The sequence below is a fragment of the Massilia horti genome (assembly GCF_004614195.1).
Taxonomy (GTDB): Bacteria; Pseudomonadota; Gammaproteobacteria; order Burkholderiales; family Burkholderiaceae_D; genus Telluria; species Telluria horti.
Genome location: NZ_SPUM01000141.1, coordinates 35,516 through 46,006, shown reverse-complemented (window position 1 = coordinate 46,006; position 10,491 = coordinate 35,516). Strand labels below are relative to the sequence as shown.

General features: G+C 63.3%; 12 protein-coding genes. 6 read left to right on the top strand and 6 right to left on the bottom strand.

All coding sequences use genetic code 11. From position 1 onward, the window contains the following. Positions 1–65: 65 nt before the first annotated feature. From recQ to E4O92_RS22255, 3 genes are all read right to left on the bottom strand, one after another. Positions 66–1,883 (bottom strand): DNA helicase RecQ, encoded by a 1,818-nt coding sequence (gene recQ, locus E4O92_RS22265; RefSeq protein ID WP_135191821.1) that lies wholly within the window; start codon positions 1,881–1,883, stop codon positions 66–68. 4 nt (positions 1,884–1,887) lie between these two features. Then, positions 1,888–2,721 (bottom strand): undecaprenyl-diphosphate phosphatase, encoded by an 834-nt coding sequence (locus E4O92_RS22260; protein ID WP_135191822.1) that lies wholly within the window; start codon positions 2,719–2,721, stop codon positions 1,888–1,890. Positions 2,722–2,854: 133 nt separating this feature from the next. Next, positions 2,855–3,118, bottom strand: coding sequence for a YkgJ family cysteine cluster protein (locus tag E4O92_RS22255; protein ID WP_135191823.1), 264 nt, complete (start codon positions 3,116–3,118; stop codon positions 2,855–2,857). A 205-nt stretch (positions 3,119–3,323) separates the two neighbouring features. On the opposite strand from E4O92_RS22255, the gene E4O92_RS22250 reads away from it, so the two are divergent. From E4O92_RS22250 to E4O92_RS22230, 5 genes are all read left to right on the top strand, one after another. Continuing rightward, positions 3,324–3,986, top strand: coding sequence for a TetR/AcrR family transcriptional regulator (locus tag E4O92_RS22250; protein WP_135191824.1), 663 nt, complete (start codon positions 3,324–3,326; stop codon positions 3,984–3,986). 163 nt (positions 3,987–4,149) lie between these two features. Further along, entirely contained in the window at positions 4,150–4,803 is a 654-nt protein-coding gene (locus E4O92_RS22245) for a protein-L-isoaspartate O-methyltransferase family protein (protein WP_135191825.1), read from the top strand. An 11-nt stretch (positions 4,804–4,814) separates the two neighbouring features. Beyond that, positions 4,815–5,138, top strand: a complete 324-nt coding sequence (locus E4O92_RS22240; protein WP_135191826.1) for a rhodanese-like domain-containing protein — start codon at positions 4,815–4,817, stop codon at positions 5,136–5,138. A gap of 40 nt (positions 5,139–5,178) precedes the next feature. Next, the gene (locus tag E4O92_RS22235) at positions 5,179–6,534 is read left to right on the top strand and encodes a TolC family outer membrane protein (RefSeq protein ID WP_135191827.1); all 1,356 of its coding nucleotides are present in this window, start codon (positions 5,179–5,181) and stop codon (positions 6,532–6,534) included. A 260-nt stretch (positions 6,535–6,794) separates the two neighbouring features. Further along, positions 6,795–7,967, top strand: coding sequence for an NHL repeat-containing protein (locus E4O92_RS22230; protein WP_135191828.1), 1,173 nt, complete (start codon positions 6,795–6,797; stop codon positions 7,965–7,967). Positions 7,968–8,026: 59 nt separating this feature from the next. Here the strand turns inward: E4O92_RS22230 and gloA are convergent, their stop codons facing one another. The 3 genes from gloA to E4O92_RS22215 all read right to left on the bottom strand — a co-directional run bounded on the left by gloA (position 8,027) and on the right by E4O92_RS22215 (position 9,429). Then, positions 8,027–8,440, bottom strand: coding sequence for a lactoylglutathione lyase (gloA, locus tag E4O92_RS22225; protein ID WP_135191829.1), 414 nt, complete (start codon positions 8,438–8,440; stop codon positions 8,027–8,029). A 215-nt stretch (positions 8,441–8,655) separates the two neighbouring features. Further along, positions 8,656–9,081, bottom strand: a complete 426-nt coding sequence (locus E4O92_RS22220; RefSeq protein ID WP_167759862.1) for an OsmC family protein — start codon at positions 9,079–9,081, stop codon at positions 8,656–8,658. Positions 9,082–9,129: 48 nt separating this feature from the next. Then, positions 9,130–9,429 carry a hypothetical protein gene (locus E4O92_RS22215; protein ID WP_135191831.1) on the bottom strand — a complete coding sequence of 100 codons (300 nt, stop codon included), beginning with the start codon at positions 9,427–9,429 and terminating at the stop codon, positions 9,130–9,132. A gap of 135 nt (positions 9,430–9,564) precedes the next feature. Between E4O92_RS22215 and E4O92_RS22210 the strand changes: the two genes are divergently transcribed. After that, complete coding sequence (locus E4O92_RS22210) at positions 9,565–10,452, top strand: DUF3667 domain-containing protein (RefSeq protein ID WP_135191832.1); 888 nt, start codon at positions 9,565–9,567, stop codon at positions 10,450–10,452. Positions 10,453–10,491: the final 39 nt, after the last annotated feature.

Sequence of the window (10,491 nt, the reverse complement as noted above, 5' to 3'; positions counted from 1 at the left end):
ACCGCGTGCGCACAGGTGCGCACCCTACGACCTGCGATGGCTACGGACTACCTGCAAACCATCCGCTACATCATCTCGCCAATGATCTCGACGATCTCGTCGCCGTACGAGGTGAGCTTCTTCTCCCCCACGCCCGATACGCCGCGCAGCTGGTCGAGCGAGGTCGGCTTGACCTTGGCGATTTCGCGCAGCGTCGCGTCCTGGAACACGACATAGGCCGGCACGCCGTGGGCGCGCGCGGTCTCGACGCGCCACCAGCGCAGCTTGTCGAAGATCGCCTGCTCGGACTTGGACAGCTCCGTCTCCTCGTACCCGCGCGGACTGCTGACGCGCTTTGGCTTGACCGGTTTCTGGTACTGCCGTAGCTGTACTTTCTGCTCACCCTTGAGCACCGCGCGCGCCAGTTCGGTGAGCTTGAGCGAGCTGAAGGCTTCGTGGTCGACCGTGACGAAGCCGAGCGCGATCGCCTGGCGCAGGATAGCGCGCCATTCCTGTTCGCTGCGGTCGCTGCCCACGCCGTACACTGACAGCTTGTCGTGGTGCCACTGCATGATCCGTTCCGATTCCGCACCGCGCAGCACGTCGATCACGTGTCCGGCCGCGAAGCGCTGGCCAACTCGATAGATCGTCGACAGCAGCTTTTGCATCGGCACCGTGCCGTCGAACGAGACCGGCGGGACCAGGCAGGTGTCGCAGTTGCCGCACGGGCTGGAGCCTTCGCCGAAGTATTCGAGCAGGCGCATGCGCCGGCATGACAGGGTCTCGCACAGGCCGAGCATCGCATCGAGCTTGGTCGACAGCACGCGCTTGAAGTTTTCGTCGGCTTCGGATTCGTCGATCATGCGCCGCTGCAGCACCACGTCCTGCAGGCCGTATGCCATCCAGGCGCTGGCCGGCATGCCGTCACGCCCGGCGCGTCCGGTCTCCTGGTAGTAGCCCTCGATGCTCTTGGGCAGATCAAGGTGGCACACGAAGCGCACGTCCGGTTTGTCGATGCCCATGCCGAACGCGATCGTCGCCACCATTACGATGTTCTCTTCGCGCAGAAAACGCGCCTGGTTGGCGGCGCGCTTCGCATGCTCCATGCCGGCGTGGTAGGGCAGGGCCTTGATTCCGCTCTCGTTCAGGAACTCGGCGGTTTCCTCGACCTTTTTGCGCGACAGGCAGTACACGATGCCCGAGTCGCCGGAATGCTCGGTGGTGATGAAGTCCAGCAGCTGCTTGCGGCCGTTGGTTTTTTCAACAATCGAGTAGCGGATGTTGGGGCGGTCGAACGACGAGACGAACTGGCGCGCGTCCTCCAGCTGCAGCCGGTGCGCGATCTCGGCGCGCGTCATGCGGTCCGCGGTGGCGGTCAGCGCGATGCGCGGCACCTGCGGGAAGCGCTCGTGCAGGATCGACAGCCGGATGTATTCGGGCCGGAAGTCGTGGCCCCATTGCGAGACGCAGTGCGCCTCGTCGATCGCAAACAGGGCGATATTCGAGGCCTCGAACAGCTCCAGGCAGCGCGGCGTCATCAGGCGCTCGGGCGCCACGTACACCAGGTCCAGTTCACCGGTGCGCACCTGGCGCTCGACGCGCAGGGTCTCATCAAAACTCTGGGTCGAATTGAGGAAGGCCGCGCGCACGCCCACTTCGGCCAGCGCGTCGACCTGGTCCTGCATCAGCGCGATCAGCGGCGAGATCACGACGCCGACGCCGTCGCGCAGCAGCGCCGGGATCTGGTAGCACAGCGACTTGCCGCCGCCGGTGGGCATCAGCACCAGCGCGTCGCCGCCGCTTGCCACGTGCCCGACGATGTCGGCCTGCTGCCCGCGAAACGCCGGGTAGCCGAATACCGTCTGCAGCAGGTGCAGCGCGCCTGAGCCGATGTCGCTTGTCATTGCCTTACTCCGCCCAGACGATCCACTCGAAATAGCCGGTGGCCAGGATCATCAGGCCGAACGCGATCCGGTACCAGGCGAACGCGGTGAAGTCATGGGTGCTGATGTAGCGCAGCAGCCAGCGCACGCACAGGAAGGCGGAGACGAAGGCGGCCACGCCGCCGATGCCAAAGAGCGGCAGGTCGGCGCTCGAGAGCATGGCGCGCTCCTTGAGCACGGAGTAGAAGGTAGCTGCCAGCAGGGTCGGGATCGCGAGGAAGAACGAGAATTCGGTGGCCGCCTTGCGCGACAGGCCGAACAGCATGCCGCCGATGATGGTCGCGCCCGAGCGGCTGGTGCCTGGGATCAGCGCGAACGCCTGGGCGCAGCCGACCTTGAGCGCGTCGATCACGGTCATGTCGTCGACGGTTTCGATGCGGGTGGCGGCCGGGATGGTCTTGTGGCGGCGCTCGGCCCACAGGATCACCAGCGCGCCGACGATGAAGGCGAGCGCCACCGGCACCGGGGCGAACAGGTGGGCCTTGATCGCCTTGTTAAACAGCAGGCCGAGCACGGCGGCCGGCAGGAAGGCGACCACCAGGTTGAGCGCGAACTTCTGCTGGCGCGCGTCGCTGGCCAGCCCCCCCAGCACGGCGCCGATACGCGCCCGGTATTCCCACATCACGGCCAGGATCGCCCCGGCCTGGATCGCGATATCAAAGACCTTCGCCTTTTCGGTCGTGAAGTTGAGCAGGCTGCCGGCCAGGATCAGGTGGCCGGTCGACGAAATCGGGAGGAATTCGGTAAAGCCCTCGACCAGGCCCATGATGAGCGCTTTGAACGCGAGAATGATGTCCATGTCTTGTTGATGTGGAATGATTGGGGAATGCGAGCACGGAAGGAAAGCGACGCGGCCGGAAGCTTACCATGAGCGCGCCGGCGCGCGGTGGCGGCGCTCAACCGTCGGTACATTTTGTAATCAGGCGGTCAGCCTAGCAGTTGTCCGGCCTGGTGATGGCTTCGACATGCCCAAGCCAACGCATCGCTTGTTCGCGGCTCTCACCACAAAACTCCTCCGCAGGTTGGAGCGACGAGCAGACCGCCGGCCGGTCAGGATGACCAAAAATCTTGCACCGCTCGAACTCGTCAAGCTGCACACATCTGACGCCCGCTGGTTTCCCGTCCGGCATTCCGGGAATGGGGCTGCTGATTGACGGCGCGATGCAGCACGCGCCGCAGTTGTCGCGGCATTTCATTTTTTGCTCAACTGGCAATGGTTCGTCAAATCCATGCCACTCCTTGTAAGTTTCGCCGCATGTTGTCCATATTATAGGTGGCCGGTATCCCCGCCGGGGCATGACCCAAGCGTCGTGGCATGGGAATGGGCGTCCCCCGCGCTTGACTGCCCCCTGACCCGGGTCTATATTCGATGAATCCTTTATAAGTTGTCGAACAGAAGCAATGGAAGGTTCCCTTGACACCAAGCCCCGCTGGGAGCGCCGCAAGGATGCGCGTCCCGAGGAGCTGCTGGCTGCCGCAGTCGACCTGTTCGTCGAACGCGGCTTCGCCTCGACCCGGCTGGAAGACGTGGCGCGCCGCGCCGGCGTCTCGAAAGGCACGCTGTACCTGTATTACGAGAACAAGGAAGAACTGTTCAAGGCGGTGGTGCGCAACAGCATCGTGCGCGCGCTCGGCGAAGCCGAGGATTCGATCGCCGGCTTCGACGGCCACAGCGCCGACCTGCTGCGCATCCTGATCCACGGCTGGTGGCAGAGGCTCGGCGCGACCAAGGCGTCGGGCATCATCAAGCTTGTCATGGCCGAGGCCGGTAACTTTCCTGAGCTGGCGCAGTTTTACCGGGAAGAAGTGATTGACCGCGGCACCAAAATGATTTCGAGCATGCTGGAACGGGCCGTCGCATCCGGCGAGTTCCGCCCGGTCGACGTCAATATGGTCACCCAGGTCATCATCGCGCCGATGCTCATGCTCGTCACCTGGAGGCATTCGGTCGCGCCCTGCAATGGCTCGGAACTGGACCCGATGGTCTTCCTCGACACCTTTCTCGACCTCACCCTGCGCGGCCTGCTGCCGGCCGATAACCCGCACCGCACCTCGTCCGCCTGAGCCCCCGCACACGTCAGCGCCTGAATTTCAGGCGTTCATTCCCTCCAAACTGCAGACTGTCGCAATTTCCGACGAAGTCTGCTGTCATCTCGTTAATATGTGCTCCTGAGGCCGTTCAACGATAAAATATCGGATTATTTATTTTTTCACCCCGAGTATTGAGATGAATATCGAACAAGCCCGCTTCAATATGATCGAACAGCAGATCCGCCCGTGGAACGTGCTGGACCCGGACGTGCTGGAACTGCTGCACGTGGTCAAGCGCGAACAGTTCGTGCCGGAAGCCTACCAGACCCTGGCTTTCGCCGACGTTGAAATCCCGCTGCCGGGCGGTGAGTCGATGCTCGCGCCCAAGATCGAGGCGCGCCTGCTGCAAGAGATCATGCTGAAGAAGCAAGATAATGTGCTGCTGGTGGGCAGCGGTTCGGGTTATCTGGCCGCGCTGCTGGCATACAAGGGCCGCCATGTGACCGCGGTCGAGATCTCGCCGGAACTGAAGGAACTGAGCGAACGGAACCTGGCCAAGGCCGGGATCACCAACGTGACCGTGGAACTGGGCAACGGCGCCCAAGGCTGGGCCAAGGGCGCGCCGTACGATGTGATCGTGATCTCGGGCTCGCTGGCGCTGCTGCCGGAAGCCTTCCTGAAGGAGCTGAACGTGGGCGGGCGCGTGGCCGCGATCGTGGGCGAACCGCCGGTCATGTCGTGCAACATCATCACCCGCGTGGACGAGACGGCGTACGAAACGGTCAAGGTGTTCGAGACCAACCTCAAGCGCCTGACCGGCGCGCCGGAACCGTCGCACTTTGCGTTTTAACGGGACCAGATATGGAACACATTACCGCGCTCGAGTTGGCGGCCTGGCTGGCCGACCCGGCGCGTCCGCGCCCGCTGCTCCTGGACGTGCGCGAAAACTGGGAATACGAGACCTGCCACATCGAGGGGGCAACCCTGATGCCGATGCACCTGGTGCCGATTCGCTGCGGCGAACTGGATGACGACCAGGACATCGTCTGCATCTGCCACCACGGTGCACGCAGCATGCAGGTCGCGGCCTTCCTGGAGCGGAACGGATTTAGCAGGATTACCAATTTGACGGGCGGAATACACGCCTGGGCCGTGCAGGTCGAGCCTTCGATGCCGAAGTATTGACCTGTTTCCATAACTTTCGAGGACTCCGATGGAGAAAGCAATGCAGAAACCCCTAATCGCCGTGCTGCTGGCCAGCGCGTTTGTTTCGCTCAATGCAGGCGCCGCTGACCTGATCCAGGTGTACCAGCAGGCGCTGGCGAACGACGCGGTCTTTGCGAGCGCGCGCGCCGCCGTCGAGGCTGGCCGGGAAAAGTCGACCCAGGGGCGTTCACTGTTGCTGCCATCGGCCCTCGTCAGCGGCTCCGTCGTCAAGAACCATTTCAACAACCTGCCGGCGAACGTCGGGGAAACGGTTGTGATCAACGGCGTCCCGGTGAAGGTGCAGGAAAGCCGCGGCGACACCCGTTCCAATGAATTCACGGTCTCGCTGTCACAGCCGCTGTACCGCTGGGATCGCTGGGAGACCTACCAGCAAAGCAAGCTGCAGCAGTCGATTGCCGAGGCAAGCTTCGCCCAGGCGCAGCAGGACCTGATCACGCGCGTCGCGCAGGCTTACTTTGATGTGCTGGCCGCGCAGGACACGCTGGAATCGACGCGCGCCGAGAAGGCCGCGGTGACCGAGCAGCTGGCATCGGCCAAGCGCAACTTCGAGGTCGGCACCCAGACCATCACCGACACCCACGAGGCGCAGGCGGCCTACGACCTGGTGGTGTCGCGCGAGTTCGCTGCCGTCAATGACCTGGACGTCAAGCGCGCCGCACTGCAGGCGATCATCGGCAAGGCGCCGGACAACCTGGCCCCGCTCAAGCCGGGCGTCACGTTGAGCGCGCCGCAGCCGATGGCGATCGACAACTGGACCTCGGCCGCGGAGAACCAGAATTACGGCGTGGTGGCGTCAACGCTGAACCTGGAAGTGGCCAAGCGCGAGATTTCGAAGCAGCGCGCCGGTCACTACCCGACGCTGGACCTGGTCGCCAGTTCCCGGCACACCAAGCTCGACGGCGATACCAATTCGCCGGGCACGGTCAAGAACAATGCGATCGGCGTGCAGTGGAGCGTGCCGCTGTTTAGCGGCTTTGGCGTGACCAGCCGCGTGCGCGAGGCGATCTCGCTGGAAGACAAGGCGCGCAACGACCTGGAGGCCAACCGCCGCAGCGCGGCCCTGAACGCGCGCCAGGCCTTCCTGGGCGTGAACAGCGGAATGGCGCAGGTGAAGGCACTGGAGGCGGCCGAGGTGTCGAGCCAGTCGGCGCTGGAATCGAACAAGCTGGGTTACCAGGTCGGCGTGCGCATCAACATCGACGTGCTCAACGCCCAGCGCCAGCTGTACTCGACCCGCACCCAACTGGCGCTGGCGCGCTACCAGACGATCGTCAACGGCCTCAAGCTCAAGTCCGCCGCCGGCGCGCTGCGTGAAGAAGACCTGGTGCCGGTGAATAACCTGCTGCAGAAATAACGACAGCCCTTTCGTTTCAAGACAAAAACGGCGCCGCGGCGCCGTTTTTGTTTGTGCGGGCGTTGCGCTTGTCGGACACTGCCGCAATTGGCCCACGCTCCGAACTTCCGAAGTCAGCCTCGATCAAATTCCGCACACTCCGCAGTTCGAAATCCATCTTTCCCGCAAGACGCGCGATTGGTGGGGGGCGCTGTTTGTCTTTTCAAAACAGAGCCGAACCGCGGTTTTATTTGTCCCTGTAGCGAAAGAAGGAGTATGCCATGGCTGGTCATTCCGAAGTGTTGAAACGCCGCTTGCAGGTTTCGTCGTCGCTTGCCGGAGCGGTATTTTTTATCTCGCTTGCCCTTGGCACCGGCAACGCAATGGCCCGGAACTGGGTCGTCCACCATCCGGGTAATATCTTGATCGCGGACCAGTTTAATAACCGCGTCATCGAGATCAACCCGAATACCCACCAGATTGTCTGGCAGTTCGGGACGGGGTCCGACAAAGCCGGGCCGGACACGGTGGTCGGCGCCAACGATGCCGAGGCCGTCGGGCCCTTGACCCTGATCACCGGTACCGGCATCCCCGCTGCTTCGCCGCCGCTGCCCGGCTGTTCGACCCCGGCCACCGGCTGCCTGGACAACCGCGTGTTCGTCGTCGACTGGAACGGTCGCATCCTCTGGCAATACGGCAAGGCCGGCGTCGCCGGCAGCGGCTTCAACGAGCTCAACACTCCGGTGCAGGCTTCGGCCTTCTTCGGCTTCCAGCGCCGTGTCGGTCCGCATTTCCTGATCACCGACCAGGGCAACCAGCGCGTGATCATCGTGGACCGTGACCGCCGCCTGGTCTTCCAGTACGGTACCACCGGGGCCAAAGGAAACGGGCCGAACCAGCTCAATACGCCGAACAGCGCGCAATTGCTGGACAACGGGAATATCCTGATTGCAGACAAGGGCAATAACCGCGCGATCGAGGTCACCCTGGAAAATACGATCGTCAAGCAATTCACCGCCGGCGGCACGCTCAATGGCGTCGCTTTTGCCAGCCGTCTGCCCAATGGCGATACGCTGGTGACCGATTCCAATAACAATCGCGTGGTCGAGCTCAATCCGAATGACCAGATTGTTTGGGAATATGTGACCAACATGCAGCCGGGCAGCAATCCGAAACCCTTGCCGACGCGCGCGGTGCGGCTGACGAACGGGGATACCCTGATCAGCGACCAGTTCAATCAGCGCGTGATCCAAGTGACCCAGGCTAAGCAGATCGTCTTCCAGCAGGGGCAGCTCAATGTCGCGGGAAGCGGGCTCAACCAGCTCAACGGCCCGCACGACGCCAAGAAGATCGGCGACTACACCGGCTTGACGTCGATTAACAACGAGCAGACCGTCATCGAGTTCTTGCGCGCCCTGCGCGCGGCTTTGCCGTCACTGCCGCGGACGCCGTGATGCGGTGACAGCGAGGCGACAAAACGGCCCGGTCCGCAATTGCGCCGGGCCGTTTGCTGTCAGCTCGTAAGTCCCGCGCCGCCCTGGTTGTCTTTCCGCTGGATCAGCTCGACCTTGTAGCCGTCCGGATCGGTGATGAAGGCGATCACGGTGGTGCCGCCCTTGACCGGGCCTGGTTCGCGCGTGATGTTGCCGCCCTTGGCACGCACTTGCTCGCACACCTCGTAGATGTCCTCGGCCGAAATCGCGAGGTGGCCATAGGCCGTGCCGATCTCGTACTGCTCCACGCCGTAGTTGTAGGTCAGTTCCAGCTCCGCGTGGTCGGGGTTGTTGCCGTAGCCCACGAAGGCCAGCGTGTATTTGTACTCGGGGTTGTCGCTGGTGCGCAGCAGCTTCATGCCGAGTACTTTGGTGTAGAAGTCGATCGAGCGCTGCAGGTCGCCGACCCGCAGCATGGTGTGCAGAATGCGCATTCGTGGTCCTTGATAATGAAAGTGAAAAGGCGATTGTATGCGCGCGGGGCGATCTTTGCCGATGCGCATGGGGAATCGTCGTAGGGTGCGCACCTGTGCGCATGCGGTCATCGCGTGCAGACTTGCGGCCGTGATTCCACTGCGCCACGTTCGCGAACCGCGTGCGCACAGGTGCGCACCCTACGCCTCCTATTCGCCGTGCTGCCGTGCCCCAGCTACGACTCCAGCCGCGCATTCATCGTGATCTGGGCATTGAGCAGTTTCGACACCGGGCAGTTCTGCTTGGCCGCCTGGGCCGCCGTCTCGAACGCCGACTGGTCGGCGCCGGGAATGTTGGCGACCACGTCCAGATGCACGGCCGGGATCGCAAAGCCCTCACCAACCTTGTCCAGCGAAACAGTCGCGGTGGTGGCGATGCGGCTCGGAGTCAGCCCGGCCGCGCCAAGCTGCGCCGACAGCGCCATCGAGAAGCAGCCGGCATGCGCCGCCGCAATCAGCTCTTCGGGATTGGTGCCGGCGCCGCTTTCGAACCGGCTGGAAAAGCCGTATTGCGCGTCTTGCAGGACCCCGCTGTGGGTCGAGACGGTGCCCTTGCCATCCTTCAGGCCGCCATTCCAGACGGCGCTTCCTGTGCGTTTGATCATGCTGTCCTCCGCGTAAGTTTTGTCACTGTATCGCCGCCCGGCGCTTCATTGTTTCTTCCCGCTCGAGCCGCGATCGTGCATGTCATGCGCGCGGTCCGGCTGCGGGTTGGCCTGGCCGGTCGCTCCCGGCGCCGGCTGCACCACCTCTTCCAGCCCCGTGTCGCCGCCGCGCATGTCGGTGTCGACCAGGCCCTGGGCCAGGTCCTCGGCAGCCTGCTTGATGATGCCGCGCGGCCGCTGGTCGTGCTCATCGGGCGACTCGTCGCGTTCGTTCGGCTGGAGTTTGTCCGGGTAGTGCTCCGGGCTGGCGGTATTGATGGAGCGGTCTTTGCTGTCGGTCGCCATGGCAACTCTCCTTCACGTCTGCAGTTGCATGAATCCTAAGCGTTCGGGAGCAAGCAAGTCGCGCAATTGGATGATGCAAATTTGCAATTAACTGGTTAACATGCTGTCTTCAAGTTATCAAACAGGGACGCAGCCTTGAATTCCGAAGTCATTCTTCACGAGCCGGTCAGCCAGTGCCCGAACTGCGAGTCGGCGGTGAGCGGCCACTTTTGCCACCAGTGCGGACAGGAGACCAAGCTGCACGTGCCATCGGCCGGCGAGTTCCTGCACGAGTTCGTGGGCCACTACGTCGCGCTCGAAGGCAAGCTGTGGAAGTCGCTGGCGCTGCTGTTGTTTCGTCCCGGGCGGCTGACGCTCGAGTACCTGCAGGGCCGGCGCGCGCGCTATGTGCTGCCGCTGCGGCTGTACCTGACTTTCAGCCTGATCTTCTTCGTGCTGTTCAAGTTAAGCGGCAACGGCCACGGCAATGACCAGGCCGGGCACGAAAGCGCCAAGCTGCGCGCCGAGATCCACGCCCAGGCGGATGACAAGTCGCGCGAAGCTGACGGCCGCACGGACGGCGAATTTCGCAACCTGCTGGCGAAGGTCCATCCCAAGCTGGCCGAAAAGGCGACCAAGTTCACCGACCTGTCCGACAAAGAGCAGCAGCACCAGCTGGTGGCGGCCTTCTTCGGCTACGCGCCGTACGCGGTGTTCTGCATGATGCCGCTGTTTGCCGCCTATCTGAAGCTGCTCTACCTCGGCTCGGGCCGGCGCTATGGCGAGCACCTGCTGTTCGCGCTGCACACCAACGCGTTCGCGTTCCTGATGCTGACCCTGCTGCTGGTGACGCCATCCTTCATCCCTTACGTGCACGGACTGCTGGGATTGTGGCTGGTGTTCTACCTGCCGGCCGCCATGCGCCGGGTCTACGGCGGCAGCCGGCGCATGACCGCGCTGCGCTGGATCGTGCTGATGGCGCTGCACGGCATTAGCATCGGGATGGCGCTCGTGGCCGCGCTGCTGATGGCTATCCTGGTCTGAACTTGCGATCGCCCGGCCGCCGCCGCTATACTGTGTGTT

Bases quoted from the DNA above. Each gene is read 5' to 3' on its own strand.
- recQ (WP_135191821.1), bottom strand. From the start codon at position 1,883: ATGACAAGCGACATCGGCTCAGGCGCGCTGCACCTGCTGCAGACGGTA.
- E4O92_RS22260 (WP_135191822.1), bottom strand. From the start codon at position 2,721: ATGGACATCATTCTCGCGTTCAAAGCGCTCATCATGGGCCTGGTCGAG.
- E4O92_RS22255 (WP_135191823.1), bottom strand. From the start codon at position 3,118: ATGAAATGCCGCGACAACTGCGGCGCGTGCTGCATCGCGCCGTCAATC.
- E4O92_RS22250 (WP_135191824.1), top strand. From the start codon at position 3,324: ATGGAAGGTTCCCTTGACACCAAGCCCCGCTGGGAGCGCCGCAAGGAT.
- E4O92_RS22245 (WP_135191825.1), top strand. From the start codon at position 4,150: ATGAATATCGAACAAGCCCGCTTCAATATGATCGAACAGCAGATCCGC.
- E4O92_RS22240 (WP_135191826.1), top strand. From the start codon at position 4,815: ATGGAACACATTACCGCGCTCGAGTTGGCGGCCTGGCTGGCCGACCCG.
- E4O92_RS22235 (WP_135191827.1), top strand. From the start codon at position 5,179: ATGCAGAAACCCCTAATCGCCGTGCTGCTGGCCAGCGCGTTTGTTTCG.
- E4O92_RS22230 (WP_135191828.1), top strand. From the start codon at position 6,795: ATGGCTGGTCATTCCGAAGTGTTGAAACGCCGCTTGCAGGTTTCGTCG.
- gloA (WP_135191829.1), bottom strand. From the start codon at position 8,440: ATGCGCATTCTGCACACCATGCTGCGGGTCGGCGACCTGCAGCGCTCG.
- E4O92_RS22215 (WP_135191831.1), bottom strand. From the start codon at position 9,429: ATGGCGACCGACAGCAAAGACCGCTCCATCAATACCGCCAGCCCGGAG.